Source organism: Amycolatopsis sp. lyj-84, assembly GCF_046549075.1.
Lineage (GTDB): Bacteria > Actinomycetota > Actinomycetes > Mycobacteriales > Pseudonocardiaceae > Amycolatopsis.
Map to the genome: position 1 here is coordinate 207,043 of NZ_JAJPWO010000004.1, position 16,393 is coordinate 223,435.

Sequence of the window (16,393 nt, forward strand, 5' to 3'; positions counted from 1 at the left end):
TGCCTGCTGGTCAATTCTCCTCGTTCAGGGATTGGGATGTATGGAAAGCTGTGATGTCGCCCATCCCCGGCCGCGAAAGCGCAACCGGGCACGAATCCGCGGTTTCGCCGCGCTGATCGTCCTGCTGGCCGCGGGCTGCGGCGCCGATCCGGTGACCCCGGTCCCGGCCGCGGTCGGCCAGGAGGACCTGACCCTGCTGCCCGAGGCCACCACGTTCGGCACCCTCGCCGACGCGGCCAAGGACTCCGGTGCCGCGGCCACCGGCAAGGTCGTGCACCCCAAGGACGACCTCGTCGTCTACCAGAGCGTCGGCGGCAAGGCCGTCGCCAAGCTCCCGTCGGTCCAGGTGGGCTCCCCGACCTGGGTCCCGGTGATCGCCGAACAGGGCCCGTGGGCGGAGATCCTGCTCCCGACCAGGCCCAACGCGTCCGCGGGCTGGGTGCACCTCGACCCGGCGCGCGTCGAAATCGCCCAGAACGACTACACCATCAACGTCGACAGGGCGGCCTTCTCGCTCGAGGTCACACGGTCCGGCGAGTCGCTGGGCAAGTGGACGATCGGCACCGGGAAGCCGGAGTACCCGACCCCGAAGGGCCGGGCGTTCCTGCTGGCGTCCATCGAGGAGACCGTCAACGAGTACAGCCCGATCGTCCTGCCGCTGAGCGCGCATTCGGAATCGCACGAGACGTTCGGCGGCGGTCCCGGCACGGTCGGCATCCACACGTGGCCGAATGACAGTTTCCAGGGCCAAGCGAACAGCGACGGCTGCATTCGCGTGCCGAAGGCGGCGCTCGACGAGCTCGTGAAGGTTCCGCTGGGCGCCATTGTCAACATCGTCTGAACAATTCTCGAAAGGGTAGTGATTTGTTCACCAGAAAAGCTCTCGTCGGCGGCATCGCCCTCAGCGCGGTGGCGCTCACGGTCATCGCCCCTTCGGCAGGCGCCGCCGGCCACGGCAGTTCGGCGTTCGCCCTGTCCGCCTCGGGCCTGCTGAAGATCGACCCGGTCCCCGCGGTCGACGGCTCGGACGGCTTCCGGCAGAAGTCGCTCGCGGAGTTCACCCTGCCGCTGCAACTGGTCAAGGTCACCCTGCTCAACGCCCAGGCGGGCGAGAGCGCGGCCAGGGCCAGCGTCAAGGACGTCGAGGTGAACCTCGGCGGGCTCAGCGGCAAGCAGGGCAAGCCGCTGGTCAGCGCGTCGGCCGTCCAGGCGGAATGCAAGGGCGGCAAGGGGTCTTCGTCGCTCGCCAAGGCGAGCATCGGAGGTGTCAAGCTCGACGTCGCCGCCGCGCCGAACACCGCCGTCGGCGTCGAAGGGCTGGCTTCGGTCACGCTGAACAAGCAGGTCGAGCACAAAGACGGCTCGATCACCGTCACCGCGCTGTCGATCAGCGTCGACGGCTTCCAGACGCTCGACCTCGCCTCGGTGACCTGCGCCGCGGGTGGTGGCGACGGTTCGACCACCGAGCCGCCCACGGGCAAGCCGAGCACCGGCAAGCCGTCCAGCGGCAAGCCGAGCGCGCCGCCGACCTCGGCCACCACCGCCAAGCCCGCGGGCGACAAGCCCACCGCCGACGGCAAGGCCCCCACCCCCACCCCGGTCAAGGCCCACCTCGACGTCACCGGCTGACCCGCCTCGATCGTCGCTTAGGCCGTGTCCTGTAAGTCTGTTCGATGGGCTTCGTGATCCAGGTGGTTCCTGACGGTGCGGGCGGATCGGCCTCGTACCGGGTCGTACTCGGCCGCATCCGCCCGTGCCGTCAGGGGCCGCATGGGCGCGGAGACCACGAACAAGACTTGCAGGACACGGCCTAGGGCCCCGTCCGGCTGGACGGGGCCCTTCCCTTTAGCGTTTTGTGCGCATTTTTCGTAGAGCCGTAACAACTTTCGGGCTTCTCGCGCCATAGGGAACAGCTACCGCGTTCTTTCCGGTCCCTGCGCAGGAGGAGTCGTGTGATGGGTTCTCGTCGTCCGCTGTTCTCAGCAAGAGCACTGTTCCCGCGAAGATCACGACGCGCGTTGGCGGTGGGCGTGGTCGGCCCGCTCGTCGGCGCCCTCGCGGTCGCGGTCGTCGCCGTGGCGCCCGCCGAAGCCGCGGTGCCGGCCGGTTTCACCGACACGGTGGCGATCGGCGGGCTCAGCTCGCCGACGTCCACCGCGTTCGCGCCGGACGGCCGGGTGTTCATCGCCGAGAAATCCGGCCTGGTCAAGGTCTTCGACTCGCTCACCGACACGACGCCGACGGTCTTCGCCGATCTCCGTCCGCAGACACAGGACTTCTGGGATCGCGGCCTGCTCGGACTGGCCGTCGACCCCGCTTTCCCCGCCAGGCCGTACGTCTACGTGTCCTACACCCTCGACGCGGTGCCCGGCGGCACCGCGCCGCGCTGGGGTGACGCCTGCCCGACCCCGCCGGGCGCCACCAACAAGGGCTGCGTCGTCACCGGTCGCGTGTCCCAGCTGACCATGGGCCCGGCCGGGACGGCCGTCAGCGAAAAGCCGCTGGTCACGGGCTGGTGCCAGCAGTTCCCCAGCCACTCGGTCGGCGCTCTCGCCTTCGGGCCGGACGGCGCCCTGTACGCGGGCGGCGGCGACGGCGCCAGCTTCAACTTCGCCGACTACGGCCAGGTCGAGAACCCTTGTGCCGACCCGCCCTCGCCCGCCGGGACGAACCTCACGCCTCCGACGGCGGAAGGCGGCGCGCTGCGTTCGCAGTCGCCTCGACGCCCCGCCGGGCAGCCGGTGCTGCTCAACGGCGCGTTGCTGCGCCTCGACCCCGACACCGGCGAAGGCGCGGCCGGCAACCCGTTCGCGAGCAGCACCGACGCCAACGCCCGGCGCGTGATCGCCTACGGCGCGCGGAACCAGTTCCGGTTCGGCTTCCGGCCGGGGACCAGTGAGCTGTGGGCGGGCGACGTCGGCTGGGACACCTGGGAGGAGATCAACCGCGTCGCCAACGTCGGCGACAACGTGGCCGAGAACTTCGGCTGGCCCTGCTTCGAGGGCACCACCCGGCAAGCGGGTTACGACGGCGCGAACCTCGACCGGTGCGAGTCCCTGTACAGCTCCGGCGGGCAGGCCGCGCCGTACTACGCCTACAACCACAACGCCAAGGTGGTGGCGGGCGACCCTTGTCCCACCGGAGGTTCGTCGATCAGCGGCATCGCCTTCGAATCCGGGAGCAACTACCCCGCCGACTACTCCGGCGCGCTGTTCTTCTCCGACTCCTCCCGGGGGTGCATCTGGGCCATGCAGACCGTCGGCGGCCAGCCGAACGCGAGCCGTCTGGTGCCCTTCGTGACCGGCGTCAACACACCGGTGCAGGTGCTCACCGGTCCGGGCGGCGACCTGTTCTACGTCGCGCTGGGCAGCGGTGAACTCCACCGGGTGAGCCATCCCGGCGGCACCAACCGGCCGCCGGTCGCGGTGGCCACCGCGACCCCGTCGAGCGGCCCGGCGCCGCTGTCGGTCCAGTTCGACGGCACCGGTTCCACCGACCCGGACGCCGGGGACACGCTGTCCTACGCCTGGGACCTCGACGCCGACGGCGCGTACGACGACTCGACGGCCGCCAATCCGACGTGGACCTACACGACGGCCGCCGCCGTCGACGCCGGTCTGCGGGTCACGGACTCCCACGGCGCCGCCGCGACGACGACCGTGCGCGTGACCGTCGGGAACCCGGTCGGCCTCGACCCGGTGCCGGTCATCGACAGCCCGACCGGTGCGCTGACCTGGTCGGTCGGCCAGACCGTGCCGTTCTCCGGCCGTGCCGTCGACGCACAGGACGGACAGCTCCCGCCGTCGGCGTTGTCCTGGCGGCTCGCGATCCGGCACTGCGCGGCCAACGGCACCTGCCATACGCACAACGTCCAGGACTTCCCGGGCGTCGCGTCCGGCTCGTTCGTCGCGCCGGACCACGAGTACCCGTCATATCTGCAGCTGACCCTCACCGCGACCGACTCGAGCGGCCGCACGGGTACCAAGACCGTCGACCTCCAGCCGAAGACGGTGTCCCTGAACTTCACCTCCAGCCCGAATCAGGCGATGCTCACCGTCGGCGGGACCCAGCAGCGCACGCCGTTCTCGCGGACGGTGATCGCCGGATCCACCAACTCGATCAGCGCGGACAGCCCGCAGAACGTGCCACCGCTCAACCTGAAGTACGCCTACACCGGTTGGGCACACGGTGGCGCGCGGACACAGAACATCGTCGCGCCAGGGACGTCGACGACCTACCAGGCGAAGTACCGGCTCTGCTGGCTGTTGCAGCCCTGCTGAGCCGTCGCTTTCCGTGCCAAGATGGCCGGACCGACCAGTGTCCCGGCGTTCATCGGAGTCACCATGCCTGTCGTCTTCGTCCACGGAGTTCCCGAAACGGCCGCGATCTGGGAACCGCTACGCCACGAACTCGCGAGGACCGACGTCGTCAGGCTGTCGCCGCCCGGGTTCGGCGCGGCGGTTCCCGACGGGTTCGGCGCGACCGCGGACGACTATCTCCGCTGGCTCGTCGCCGAACTCGAAGCGATCGACGGACCGATTGATCTGGTCGGGCACGACTGGGGCGGCTGCCACGTGCAGCGGGTGGCCGCCACCAGGCCCGACCTCATCCGGTCCTGGTGCAACGACGTGGCGGGCTGCACCGATCCGGACTACGTCTGGCACGACCTCGCGCAGACCTGGCAGACACCCGGTGCCGGCGAAGCCGCGATCGAGCAGATGTTCGGCGGTCCGGCCGAAGACCTGGCGGCGGGGCTGGTCGCGGCCGGGATGACCACCGCGGCGGCGGAGGCGACGGCGAACGCGGACGGTGCGGAGATGGGACGGTGCATCCTGGCTCTGTACCGCTCGGCGACGGATCTCCCGGCGTTCGATTGGGGCACCGGGCTCCCCCAGGAGCAACGCCGTCCGGGGCTCGTCATCAACGCGACGGAAGACCAGTACGTCGGCGGGCCGGAATTCGCCCACCGCGCGGCTGAACGGTTCGACGCCAGGGAAGTCGTCCTGGACGGCCTCGGGCACTGGTGGATGATGCAGGACCCGAAACGGGGCGCGGCCGCGCTGAACGACTTCTACGCCGATCTGGACAACCGGTAGGACGATCGGATCACGCCCGGAGCCGGCGGAGTTCGCTCCGGGCGTGTTCGACTCGTTCGGTCTCCTGTCCGCCCGCGCGGGCGATCTCACGGGCGAGATCTCCCGCGCCTTCGATCGAGTGGCGGGCCTTCCGCCGCGAGTGCAAGCGCTTGCGATAAGCCTTGCGGTCTTTGCGCAGGCCGCTGACCGCGTCCAGCAAGGCGGGATCCAGCACGCTCGTTTCCACCTCCGGACCGAGCAGCCGGCGGATCCAGGCACGTTCTTGCCGCGCGGCACGGCGCAGGACGGCGAACAACACGGTGAGCTCGACGGCCGCGATCGCGAAGGGCAGGACGGCGGCCAGGGAGCCGCCACCACTGATTCCGGTCATGTCGTCCCAGGCGAAGTGGAACACCATCGCCGTCAGCATGGTCGACACACCGAGGACCACGTTGCGCTCGCTCCGGGTCCGCCCGAGGACCCACATCAGGCCGGTGCAGAAGACGGCGCTGAAGAGGGCGTGCGACACGATTCCGGCCGCGCCCCGGATCAGGAACATCTGCAGCGAGGTGCCGACCTGATCGACACCGAAGCTTTGGACGGCACCGTTGTACACGTAGAGCACGTCCTCGAAGACCTGGAAGCCCAGGCCGATGAACGCGCCGATGATGAAACCGTCGTAGGCGCTGCGGACCAGCCTCGGCGCGAGCCCGATCAGCAGCACCAGGCCGAGTGCCTTGCCCCATTCCTCGTTGACCGGCGCGGTGAGACCGGCGGCCCAGTCGGCCGCGAAGGCCGTGCCGCCGAGCTTCGTCCAGATCTCCAGCAGCGCGGTGTTCGCCGGGAGCGCGATCCAGAACGCCGCGGCGATGCCACCCCACGCGAACCCCGCCGCCAGCAGTCCGGCCGGTTGGGCGGTGTAGCGATTGTGGTGGCGCAGCAGCAGCAACCACGGCACCAGGTAGAGCCCGAACAACAGCACGCCACCGGCCAGCGCCGGGGTGTAGAAACCACCGTCGGCGCCGAAGTACCGCACCATCGAGAGCGTGCCGCCGCCGATCCCGAGGAGATACACCCAGAACGCCAGGTTGTGCGGCTGGACGAACCGGAACGGCTGTCCCCAGCCCGACTGTTCGATCGCGGCCAGTTGTGCCGCCTTGCCCTCCGACGGCGCGGTCATCGGCCCGTCCCCGGCGCGACGCTGCGCAGGAATCCCGCCACCACGTCCCGATAGCGCTCGAACTGGCCCGGCGCGGTGCGGACCGTGATCAGCAAGGCGGGTGCCGCCTCGGCCGCCTGACCGGAGCCCGCCATCTTGAACGCCACGTCGAGCCCGTCACCCGCGGGGCCGGTGGTGGTCCGCACGATGCCGACCAGCCCGGCGGTGGTCGTCACCGTGCCCTGTGTCCCGTCGACTCCGGCCGGGCCGGCCCCCCTCGACCGCTCGACCTGGTCGAGGAACGCCTCGGCGGATCCGGAGTACGACGCGCCGCGCAGGTCGATGGTCGCGCCGCCCGTGGCGAGCAGGGCCTGCAGCGACTCCGGCCTCGCGGCGCCGGTACCGACGAGCGTGCCGTTCTCGAGCTGCCAGCCCACCGGCGGGACCGCCGTCGCGCCATCGCCGAGCTCCAGCACCTCACCGGCCCGGATCTCGTTGCGCCACGGGATGACCGCGTTGACCGCCGGTAGTCCGTAGATGAGCACCAAGGCCACCGAAAGGGTGATCAGAGCCGGTCCGAACGTCCGTTTGTCGAGACCGAGGAAACGGTGCTCGACCGGAACCCACCCTGAAGGTGCTGCCTTAACGCCCGAATTCGAGGTCACCGCGAAAACTCTAAACAGCGCCGTGCCGGATCCGCATCTTTTCGGCGGACGCGGGTGACAGGCGTCGACGCCTGTCACCCGCCTGACAGAAACCGGCGCGGCCGGTCGCCACCCGTTGATAGCCCGGCGACTGTTCGGTCGCCGTCCGTTGACAGTGTGCGACCGAGCCGTTTCCATTCTTCACAAGGCGCAGGACACGATCTCCGCGCTTTCTGCGACAGGCCATCGCAGTCAGGCACTTGGTCAGCCGACCTCACGTTCCGACTCGATGTGGAGTTCCCGTATGCCCATTTCCCTTCGCCGTGGCATGACCGTCACCATGACCGCGACGCTGATCGCGACCGCCCTCCTGACGGCGAGCACCTCGCCGGCCAGCGCCGACGCGACCTCGGTGTACACCGTTTCGTCACCGCTGCCCGCGGGGCAGAACGGCGACGTGGTCAAGTCGCAGCCCTCGACCTACAACGGCGCCAAAGCCACCCGGATCCAATACCTTTCCCGGGACAACAAGGACAAGCAGGTCGCCGTCAGCGGAACGGTCTTGGTGCCGTCGACCGCGTGGAGCGGTCCCGGCGAGCGGCCGATCGTGGCCTACGCACCGTTCACCTTCGGCATGGGCGCGCAGTGCGCTCCCTCGAAAACTTTGGCGGGCGAGGGTTCCCGGGACCTGGTTTCCGGATTCCAGAACGGTTTCGTCGACGCGCTGCTGGGCGCCGGGTTCGCCGTCGCGCAGACCGACTACCTCGGACCGTGGGTCGAGGGCAGTGGCGACCATCCCTACGTGAACCGGCTTTCCGAGGCGCACACCGTGCTCGACGTGGTCCGTGCGGCTCAGCGGTTGCCCGGGACCGGACTTCCCGGGAACGGCCCGGTGGGCATCGCCGGCTACTCCGAGGGCGGCAGTGCCGCCGCGGCGGCCGCGGAACTGGCTTCCACCTACGCGCCCGAACTGAACGTCAAAGGCGTCTATTCCGGCGCGCCGCCCGCCGACAAGGCCGCACTGGCCAAATCGCTGGACGGCGGAATATACCTGGGATTCCTGGGTTACGCGCTGATCGGGATCAATCAGGCCTACCCTGAGGCCAACTTGGTCGGCCTGGCCAATCCGGCCGGTGCCGAACTGTTCCTGCAGGCACGGCAGACCTGCACGCTCGACGCCGTTTTCAAGTTCATGTTCAAGCAGACGAGCTCGCTGACCAAGAACGGTCAGCCGGTTTCGTCGTACCTGACACAGCCGCCGTTCGACGCGATCATCGCCGAGAACCGGATCGGGAACCTCAAACCCGCCATGCCGACCATGGTCCAGCACAGCCCGACGGACGACGTGATCCCCGCGGCGGTGGGCAAGCAGATGGCCAAGGACTGGTGCGGCAAGGGCGCCAACGTCCAGTGGAAGGAACTGGTCTCCCTCGCACCTTTCTTCTCCCACGCGCTGGGCATGCCGACCGCGGCCACTGACGCCACCGCCTGGCTGCGGGCCGTGTTCAGCGGTCAGGCGGGCACCGGCAACTGCGGCCGGTTCTGATCCCTCAAGCACGCGGAGGGCTTTTCCCGGACCGTACCGGGAAAAGCCCTCTCAGAACCTCGCGTGAATACCGGCGAGGACCGCGCCCAGACTGGGAAGCCACCGTTGCCGGGGGTCGGGGACGGTGAGCCATTCCAGCGCGACGTCCGGACGCCGGGCGCCGATCGGCAGCGGGAGAAGCGCGCCACCGGCGATCACCTCGACGTCCTTGGGCAGAGCGGCGCGCGGAGGAACGAGGCCGTCCGTCTCGGCGAGCATGGCCACGCGCGGCCCGAGTCGCGACGGGATGACGAACGCGGGCCCCTCGCAGCCTGTCGCGGCGAGGCCGTCGAGGACCGGTCCGGCACTGAGCCTGGGGACCGTCACCGCGCAGATGCCGTTCTCCAGTACCAGAAACGGCCGGGACCCCTGCCGTTTCACCGACCAGCCGAAGAGCCTGCCGTAGTAGGCCTCGAAGTCCTCGGCCGCCGATTCCCGCAGCGCGGAAGACTCGCTTGGCTGGATCTGCTGGTCGAGGGTCATCGGCGACGCCTTCCACTGGGCGGGGTGTGGAGTGCCTCTCACCGTAACGGCACTCAGTGTCATTAGCAAGCAGAACTGCTACCGTCCCCGCCATGACGGATCCGTCACGACGCGTACCGGCCACCCGGGTCGGGGCGACCCCCGCCGGCCGGCGCCAACTGCGCCGTTCGCTCGCCACCGCGGCGGTGGATCTGTTCGTGACCCAGGGATACGAAGCCACCACGGTGGACGAGATCGCCGCCGCCGCGGGAGTCGGCCGCCGCACGTTCTTCCGGTACTTCGACGCGAAGGACGACGTCCTCTTCGCCAATCACGACGAGATCGTGGCGGAGATGGAAGAGGTCTTCGCCACCGCGGACCCGGCGTGCGAGCCGGTGGAGGTGGGCTGCGCCGCGGTGCGCCTGGTACTCGACTCCTACGCCGCCGACATCGACGGTTCCCTCAAGCGCTTCACCTTGACCCGCACCGTGCCTTCGTTGCGGGACAAGGAGGTCGCGACCGTCGACCGCTATCAGCGCGTACTCGCCCGCTATCTCCAGGGCCGGTTCGAGGAGCAGGGCGACCCGATGGCCGCCCTGCGCGCGGCGGTGGCCGCCGCGGCGATCGCGGCCGCCAACAACCACGTGCTGCGCCGTTGGCTGCGCAGCGGCGGCAAGGACGACATCGCGGCCGGCGCGGACGAGGCGTTCACGCTGGTCATCGACGCGTTCCGCACCGGCGGGCCCGCCGCGTCCGGCCAGGAGACCACCGTGGTCGCCGTGCTGAGTTCGGCGGCGCCCATGTCCGAGGTCATCGCCCAGGTCACCGCGGCACTGAACCGCGGCGGCGAACAGTAGGCACCCGGCCCGCACTGACACTCAGTGTCATTCACGCGGCGTCCCCGAATGTGAGCCATCTAACATCCGATTTGTCCGATTACCGGGGTGCCCGCCACCGGCATGCTGCAGGCGCATCAGTGATCGACACAAGGAGGCTCCATGACCGGCGAAAAGGCTGCGGCACAGTCGTTTCCGATGGCCCGGGCGGCGGGTTGCCCACTCGACCCGGCACCGGAATTGACCCGGCGGGCCGAACTCGAGCCGGTGTCGCGGGTGAGGTTGTGGGACGGCAGTACGCCCTGGCTGATCACACGGCACGCGGACGTGCGAGCGGTGCTGGCCGACCCACGGGTCAGCGTCGACGCCACGCGGCCCGCCTTCCCGCACACCAACGCGGTGAGCAAGGCGCGTGACACGCGGATGAAGACGTTGATGCAGATGGACGCGCCGGAACACACCGCCCAGCGGCGGCTGCTGACGCCGGAATTCACGATCAAGAAGATGGCGGCCTTGCGGCCCCGGATCCAGCGGATCGTCGACGACCTCATCGACGCGATGCTCGCCTCCCCCGGGCCGGTGGATCTGGTCGAGGCCTTCGCGTTGCCGGTCCCCTCACAGGTGATTTGCGAACTGCTCGGCGTGCCCTACACCGACCGCGACTTCTTCCAAGGCGTCGCGCGCACACTCGTGATGGACGAACTCGATCCCGGACAGGCCATGGCCGCCAGCGAACGACTGAACACCTACCTGGAAGACCTGGTGGCCGCGAAGAACGCTGAGCCTGGCGAAGACTTGCTCAGCACACTGACCGTCGAACAGTTCCGGACCGGCGCGATGACTCCCCGCGAGATCGCCACGCTGGGCCAGCTTCTCCTCGTGGCCGGACACGACACCACCGCGAGCATGATCACCTTGGGCACGATCGCGCTCCTGACCCACCCGGACCAGCTCCGAGAGCTCCGGGACGGCGACGATCCCGCGGCGGTGGCCGACGCCGTGGAAGAACTCCTGCGCTATTTGTCCATCACCCACACCGAGGCCCGCCGTGTCGCGCGGGAGGATCTGGAGATCGGCGGCAGACTCATCCGCGCCGGCGAAGGCATCATCGCCGTGAAGAGCACGGCCAACCGGGACCGCTCGGCCTTCCCTAATCCCGATGGGCTCGACATCGGGCGCGAGTCCCGCCACCATCTCGCTTTCGGCCACGGCAAGCACTTGTGCCTCGGCGCCCCGCTGGCCCGGGCAGAGCTTCAGGTCGCCTACAGCACGCTCTATCGACGCATACCGACTCTGAAACTGGCGGCACCTCTGGAGGAATTGGCCTTCGACGAGAACGTGATCTTCTACACGGTGCGGGAGCTACCCGTCACCTGGTGATCCGGAAGGACCACGGGCGGCGTCGTTTTCCGGACGGCGCCGCCCGCCTCGGTGGTCAGCCCAGCATCGGACACGGCGAAGGGCACCTTCATCCCGTCGCCCTTTGCCTTACCCCTCAATAGATGGAGGCGGCCCATTCGGGATGGTCGATGAAGGGATTGCGGTTGTGCTGGAACTGGTCGTAGATGACCTGGTTGCGGCGCTGCTCGCCGGCGTCGGGCGGATCCTGGCTGTTCCACTTCAACAGCACCGAGAGACGGCCGATGTTGGGCTTGGAGCCGTTGTCGACGGCATCGTTGGGCTCCAGATCGGCAAAGCCGTCGGTGCCGTCGTAGCGAACGGCCATGTACAGGATCATGCGGGCCACGTCGCCCTTCGCCGCGTCCCGCGGCTCGAACGAATCGTCGTCGGTCAGACTGCCGGGCGCTTCGTCGACCGGGGAACCACCGGCGTCGAAGTCCTTGTTCCCCCGGGTGCTGTTGACCGACACGTCCTCGGCACGCAGATGGTGCAGGTCGGTACCGGGCCCGGTCGCGGTGCCGAAGTCGCCGTGCGACTTCGCCCAGACATGTTCCCGGTTCCACTGGTCGACACCGCCGCCGTTGGCGGTCTTCGCTTGCGAGCGGCCGCTGTAGAGCAGCACGACGTTCGCCGCGTTGGCGGGATCTTCGTCGGTGGCCTTGATCCCGTCCCACACCTGCTCGTAGGTCAGCTTGGTGTTGGTACTGATGATCTTGTGCAACGCCGACTTGAGTTCGGCACCGGTCTTGCCCACCGCGTCCTGGTAGTAGTCGTCGCCTGCCGCGAGTGGTCTCGCCGAGGCCGGCGCCGCCAAGGTGATCCCCACCGCGACGGTGAGCGCGACTACTTGGGCGATACGGCGGGCCGGCTGCATGAACAGTCCTCTCCCCAGAGGCGCCACCCGGATCGCCGTTCGCCGGCAACACCGGACAACGCACTAGTCATCTAGTTGGAAAAATACTGTCATGCTTGTCAATAGGCCCACCCGGTCGCCTCGGCTACACGAAGGTATTACCGCAGGCCATGCACTCTTCGACCATCCCGCCGGGACGATTGGGCGAATCGCATCTCGGGCAGATCTTGACAGCCGCCCGACAGCGAGCGCAGACGGCGTCAACCCCCTTCGGCTTGGCGAGATGACGCAGGAATGACCCCAGCCCCGAGGTCGTCAGTCCGGTCACGGCGCCACTGGCGGCATCCCGGCCTTCGATCTTGATCCGCTCTTGAAGGGACGGCTTGTCGAAGCCCTCCACCCGTTCGCACCAGGGGCACGGCTTGTCGCTCGCTCGCCGCCGGAACTCGTCGACCCGACCCATGTCACTTGTTCCTCAGGCCCACATCCTGTCGTTCGACAGCATCGTCCTGAACGCTCCGTGCATGAACTCGATCCAGTGCGGGTACGTGGTGTCGTTGAGGAGATCCCAGGGCACGAACGACTGACGCGAGCGTTCGTTCTCGGCGACCCCACGAAGATAGGTCCTCACCTTTTTTCGCGTCGAGTTCAGGTTCCGGGGAGTGTAGTGATCGTTGGGAACCCCGTACGCCAGCATCTCCAGTGTCGCCGAGGAAACTCCCAGCGACGAGTCCGTGGCGACCTGGCTGGACGGACCGGGCGAGCGCCGGTTTCCGGAGCCGCGATATTTGAGATCGGCATGGTTATTTTTCAGATGCCGCACGAGTTGCGTGTACATTCCGCTCGTTCGCTTGTCTTTTTCCTTGACCTTCGCGATGTACTTCTTCGGATGACTGACCTGCGGTTCACCGTATCCATCCCAGAAAATGACACCCTCGTCCGCGCTCTTCCTGAAAACGGGCGGTGCTTCCAGGAACCGCTGGCAGATCAGCAGATCGGCGTTGACGTGGCCGGGAAAGACCGGTGTCACCTTGAGCACCTTCTGGACCTTGCCCCACGCGACCATCGATCCCAGTCCCGGCGACATCGTCTCGAAGTCGTAGCTCAGCGCTTGCGCGATGGTTTCCTTGAACCACAGGAATTCCGGAGTGGGTGCCCGCCCCTGCACCCGTTTGCCGAAGCTCGTACCCTGGGCCGCCTCGAAGCCGTCCCGCCAAGTGGGCACGATCGGATGGCACAGTTCGACCACCACGTCGACGTCGCCGCGCGGGTCGATTCGGGTCCCCTTCACCGAAGACCCATGCGGATAGACGTCGAAGCTGCAGCCAGTGGATGCCAGCATCCCGTGGATTCGTTCCTTCAAGAAGACGAAAGTAGCCATTCCGGCGTCACCGACCGTCACATCGACGATGTTGACACATCGCTTGCCCACTCGGCAATCTCATGAGCCGTGATATCGGGCGTCCCCGGAGAGTTTGTCAATCGATCTTGCGTAATTGCGCCAAGACCACAGTGCGGGAAAGGGACGATCCTCGCTGATCCGCGACTCACCCGGGTCAGCCGGACGGCATCGCGGCGTTCGGGTCGACGGTGATCTTGACCGGGATCGTGCGGCCCGCCACCACCGCGCCGGGGGCCGCGCAGGCCGTAGGGCACCACCCCCGGGTGGAGGCCGTGTTGGCCTTGATGTCCAGTTCGGCTGCCAGCTCTTGACCGTCGATGCCCTGGCCGAGTTACAGGTCATGGAATCGGCGCTTGTCAGCGAAAAGTGGTTTCTCGATAAGACCTACGAGCCGGATGGGCTCTTCGGACGACCCCGCTTGATCGGAAAGCCGATTCCGGGAAGGATGACGGACTCCGCCACACGTATCTCCATGGACCAAGGCGAGCTGCAACGAATCATTGTTCTGATCATGCTCTGCGCGGTCGCCGCGATCCGCGTACCGGCGCGTCCGGTCCGCGTCCCGCCGCTGCTCCCGTGAGCATACCCGCGGCCGTCAGTCCCGTCCGGCCACTCCACACAATAGGAACAGGTGATTGTCGTGATCGGCCGGATCGAACCAGGTACGACCGTTCCGGCACACCGCCGTCCGGGTGCCGATTACCGAGGAAGTGTTTTCGCGACACGGGGAACACGGGCGAGGACCAATGGTGATTCGACGCAGAACCCGAATCGGTCAAGGCCGTCTCCGAGCACTTCCCACCGCTCCACACCTCGGTAACCTCGCGGAAACATCGCCATCGAGCCACGTCCGGCGCTGCGGATTCAGCCCCAAGGCGGCCTCTCCACCGGGGAATTCATCGCGTCCGGCGCGCAGACAGTGGTTTCACCTTCGACGCTCGACTTCAAACCCCGATGGCCGTTTCCTTTATTGACACAGAGATGTCATCGGCTATATTATCCGACCGCGGCACGGTATGCGTGGAACGTGAACTTCGCTACCCTTTATCGTGCTCTGGGGAGGATCTACAAGTGGATCTGTATTGTAAAATTCTGGGGTCTTTGGCGATCGAAATCAATGGGCGGGATGTCACGCCGAGCGCACCCAAAATGCGAAGAATACTGACGCTTTTAATACTTCGAAGCAACACGCCCGTCAATATAGACGATCTCGTTCTGGAGCTCTGGGGAAACCACCCTCCGCCCAGCGCGCGCACCACGGTGCACACCTACATCCACAAACTTCGTTCCCTGCTTTTCCCGGCGAATCTGCCGAAACGCGGTTTCGCGTTGCACACCAAACAGCAGAGCTACTTCCTCGAAATGCCACCGCCCTGTCTCGACCTGCACAGGTTCGAACAGCTGGTACGGCGCGGCGAGGGCGCGCTGGAGCGTGGTGAACCACGCCTGGCCGCGGAATCGCTGCGCGAGGCCCTCGGCCTGTGGCGAGAGCCGGTGATGAGTGCCATGGAGACCGGCGCGCTGCTGGCCGCGCACGTCACCGGCCTCGATGAGAGCAGGCTACGCGCCCTCGAACTCCGCATCGGAGCGGATCTTCAACTGGGGCGGCATCGTGAACTCGTGAGCGAATTGAAAGAACTCGTGATCACGTATCCGCGCAGCGAGGTGTTCCACGCTCACCTGATGCTCGCGCTGCATCGCTGTCACCGGCGCGACGAGGCTTTGGGGGTCTACCAGCGATTCCGCCGCGAAATGGTCGAGGAAATGGGTCTCGAACCTTCGCAGCTCCTGCAGCAGGCACATCAGGCCGTCCTGGCGGGCGAACCGGTCCCGAGTACCGCCCCGCCGAAACCCCAGGTCACCATCGCGTCCGAGCGCCCCGCTCAACTGCCGGGCGACAGCGCCGACTTCGTGGGCCGCGGTGGCCTCGTCGAGGACGCGGTCCTGTGGCTGACCTCGGCCGGGCTCGCGGACCTCGCGCCGAGGGTGCTGTCGGTGCACGGTATGCCGGGGGTCGGCAAGACCGCCTTCGCGGTGCGCGTCGCGCAACGGGTGCGATCCCGGTTCGAGGGCGGGCAGTTCTACGCCTGCCTCGGCGCGAGCGGCGAAGCCAGGGATCCGGCGGACGTTCTCGACGGTTTCCTCCGGGCCGCGGGGTTTCCCCCGGAGCGGTTGCCCGCCGGCCTGGAAGACAGGGCCGCGCTCTTTCGCACATGGACGTCGATGAAGCGGGTGCTCGTCGTGCTCGACGACGTCGGTTCCGCGGAGCAGGTGCGGCCACTGATGCCCGCCGGACCGCGTTGTGCGGTGGTGGTCACCGCCCGGCGCGGCCTCCATCCGGCGGCGGGATCACGGTTGGTCGGTCTCGACCCGCTCGAACCGGCCGAGAGCGCCGGGCTGCTGTCCGCGATGATCGGCACGGAACGGGTCGCCGTCGAACGTGAGCACGTCGACCGGATAGTCCAGTTGCTCGGCGGTCTGCCCCTCGCCGTGCGCGCGGTCGGCGCCCAGCTCGGTTCCGTTCCCGGTTGGCCGATCCGGACCGTGCTCCGAGAGCTCGAAAACGACGCGCGCAGGCTCGACGCGTTGTCCTTTCACGATCTGGACGTACGCGGGCGGATCGCGGGCAGCTACCACGTCATGCCGAGGCGGGCTCAGCTTGCCTTCCGGAAGTTCGCCGCCACGGGGAAGCCCACGCTGGCCGATGCCGAGGCGGCCGCGCTGCTCGGTTACGACCGGCTGGAGACCGGCAGGATCCTGCTCACCCTCGTCGATCACGGACTTCTCCGGATATCCGGCGAGGCGATTTCGACGGTGAGCTACGAATTTCATCCACTGATCCGCTGCTACGCCGAAGAACTCGTCGAAGATGTCGCCCGGCGACGTCCGCTGACCCGGCCACGCCGGACGAGGTTCTGCGCGCACCGGCCGCGGACCATGATGCGGCAGCGACGACGACGGCCCGGCTGAGTGCCG

15 protein-coding genes are annotated in these 16,393 nt (G+C 67.8%); 9 read left to right on the top strand and 6 right to left on the bottom strand.

Annotated features, from left to right (window positions below):
* Positions 1–40 precede the first annotated feature (40 nt).
* From ACLJRM_RS15155 to ACLJRM_RS15170, 4 genes are all read left to right on the top strand, one after another.
* Positions 41–841: a L,D-transpeptidase gene (locus ACLJRM_RS15155; protein ID WP_410663277.1), complete on the top strand. Its 801-nt coding sequence runs from the start codon at positions 41–43 to the stop codon at positions 839–841.
* A gap of 23 nt (positions 842–864) precedes the next feature.
* Positions 865–1,629, top strand: a complete 765-nt coding sequence (locus tag ACLJRM_RS15160; protein ID WP_410663278.1) for a choice-of-anchor P family protein — start codon at positions 865–867, stop codon at positions 1,627–1,629.
* A gap of 401 nt (positions 1,630–2,030) precedes the next feature.
* Positions 2,031–4,280, top strand: a complete 2,250-nt coding sequence (locus ACLJRM_RS15165; RefSeq protein WP_410663544.1) for a PQQ-dependent sugar dehydrogenase — start codon at positions 2,031–2,033, stop codon at positions 4,278–4,280.
* Between the two features lie 21 nt (positions 4,281–4,301).
* Positions 4,302–5,096, top strand: coding sequence for an alpha/beta fold hydrolase (locus tag ACLJRM_RS15170; RefSeq protein ID WP_410663279.1), 795 nt, complete (start codon positions 4,302–4,304; stop codon positions 5,094–5,096).
* A gap of 10 nt (positions 5,097–5,106) precedes the next feature.
* Here the strand turns inward: ACLJRM_RS15170 and ACLJRM_RS15175 are convergent, their stop codons facing one another.
* Positions 5,107–6,255 (bottom strand): PrsW family intramembrane metalloprotease, encoded by a 1,149-nt coding sequence (locus ACLJRM_RS15175; RefSeq protein ID WP_410663280.1) that lies wholly within the window; start codon positions 6,253–6,255, stop codon positions 5,107–5,109.
* Positions 6,252–6,899, bottom strand: a complete 648-nt coding sequence (locus ACLJRM_RS15180; protein ID WP_410663281.1) for a hypothetical protein — start codon at positions 6,897–6,899, stop codon at positions 6,252–6,254. The genes ACLJRM_RS15175 and ACLJRM_RS15180 overlap by 4 nt, the downstream gene beginning before the upstream one ends.
* A gap of 283 nt (positions 6,900–7,182) precedes the next feature.
* On the opposite strand from ACLJRM_RS15180, the gene ACLJRM_RS15185 reads away from it, so the two are divergent.
* Positions 7,183–8,424 carry a lipase family protein gene (locus ACLJRM_RS15185; RefSeq protein ID WP_101609076.1) on the top strand — a complete coding sequence of 414 codons (1,242 nt, stop codon included), beginning with the start codon at positions 7,183–7,185 and terminating at the stop codon, positions 8,422–8,424.
* A 51-nt stretch (positions 8,425–8,475) separates the two neighbouring features.
* On the opposite strand, the gene ACLJRM_RS15190 is transcribed toward ACLJRM_RS15185, so the two are convergent.
* Positions 8,476–8,946, bottom strand: a complete 471-nt coding sequence (locus ACLJRM_RS15190) for a glycogen operon protein GlgX (RefSeq protein WP_101609077.1) — start codon at positions 8,944–8,946, stop codon at positions 8,476–8,478.
* Positions 8,947–9,038: 92 nt separating this feature from the next.
* On the opposite strand from ACLJRM_RS15190, the gene ACLJRM_RS15195 reads away from it, so the two are divergent.
* Positions 9,039–9,782, top strand: a complete 744-nt coding sequence (locus ACLJRM_RS15195; RefSeq protein ID WP_410663282.1) for a TetR family transcriptional regulator — start codon at positions 9,039–9,041, stop codon at positions 9,780–9,782.
* A 141-nt stretch (positions 9,783–9,923) separates the two neighbouring features.
* Positions 9,924–11,141, top strand: coding sequence for a cytochrome P450 (locus ACLJRM_RS15200; RefSeq protein WP_410663283.1), 1,218 nt, complete (start codon positions 9,924–9,926; stop codon positions 11,139–11,141).
* 115 nt (positions 11,142–11,256) lie between these two features.
* Here the strand turns inward: ACLJRM_RS15200 and ACLJRM_RS15205 are convergent, their stop codons facing one another.
* The 3 genes from ACLJRM_RS15205 to ACLJRM_RS15215 all read right to left on the bottom strand — a co-directional run bounded on the left by ACLJRM_RS15205 (position 11,257) and on the right by ACLJRM_RS15215 (position 13,267).
* A complete protein-coding gene (locus tag ACLJRM_RS15205; protein ID WP_410663284.1) occupies positions 11,257–12,036 on the bottom strand; it encodes an endonuclease I family protein in 780 nt (259 codons plus the stop codon).
* A gap of 124 nt (positions 12,037–12,160) precedes the next feature.
* Positions 12,161–12,478, bottom strand: coding sequence for a hypothetical protein (locus ACLJRM_RS15210; RefSeq protein ID WP_410663285.1), 318 nt, complete (start codon positions 12,476–12,478; stop codon positions 12,161–12,163).
* 12 nt (positions 12,479–12,490) lie between these two features.
* The gene (locus ACLJRM_RS15215) at positions 12,491–13,267 is read right to left on the bottom strand and encodes a hypothetical protein (protein WP_410663286.1); all 777 of its coding nucleotides are present in this window, start codon (positions 13,265–13,267) and stop codon (positions 12,491–12,493) included.
* A 457-nt stretch (positions 13,268–13,724) separates the two neighbouring features.
* Here ACLJRM_RS15215 and ACLJRM_RS15220 point away from each other — a divergent pair, with 457 nt between their 5' ends.
* Entirely contained in the window at positions 13,725–13,997 is a 273-nt protein-coding gene (locus ACLJRM_RS15220) for a hypothetical protein (RefSeq protein ID WP_410663287.1), read from the top strand.
* A gap of 680 nt (positions 13,998–14,677) precedes the next feature.
* Complete coding sequence (locus ACLJRM_RS15225) at positions 14,678–16,387, top strand: BTAD domain-containing putative transcriptional regulator (RefSeq protein WP_410663288.1); 1,710 nt, start codon at positions 14,678–14,680, stop codon at positions 16,385–16,387.
* The last annotated feature ends 6 nt before the right edge of the window (positions 16,388–16,393 follow it).

Bases quoted from the DNA above. Each gene is read 5' to 3' on its own strand.
- ACLJRM_RS15155 (WP_410663277.1), top strand. From the start codon at position 41: ATGGAAAGCTGTGATGTCGCCCATCCCCGGCCGCGAAAGCGCAACCGG.
- ACLJRM_RS15170 (WP_410663279.1), top strand. From the start codon at position 4,302: ATGGCCGGACCGACCAGTGTCCCGGCGTTCATCGGAGTCACCATGCCT.
- ACLJRM_RS15175 (WP_410663280.1), bottom strand. From the start codon at position 6,255: ATGACCGCGCCGTCGGAGGGCAAGGCGGCACAACTGGCCGCGATCGAA.
- ACLJRM_RS15185 (WP_101609076.1), top strand. From the start codon at position 7,183: ATGCCCATTTCCCTTCGCCGTGGCATGACCGTCACCATGACCGCGACG.
- ACLJRM_RS15190 (WP_101609077.1), bottom strand. From the start codon at position 8,946: ATGACCCTCGACCAGCAGATCCAGCCAAGCGAGTCTTCCGCGCTGCGG.
- ACLJRM_RS15195 (WP_410663282.1), top strand. From the start codon at position 9,039: ATGACGGATCCGTCACGACGCGTACCGGCCACCCGGGTCGGGGCGACC.
- ACLJRM_RS15200 (WP_410663283.1), top strand. From the start codon at position 9,924: ATGACCGGCGAAAAGGCTGCGGCACAGTCGTTTCCGATGGCCCGGGCG.
- ACLJRM_RS15205 (WP_410663284.1), bottom strand. From the start codon at position 12,036: ATGCAGCCGGCCCGCCGTATCGCCCAAGTAGTCGCGCTCACCGTCGCG.
- ACLJRM_RS15210 (WP_410663285.1), bottom strand. From the start codon at position 12,478: ATGGGTCGGGTCGACGAGTTCCGGCGGCGAGCGAGCGACAAGCCGTGC.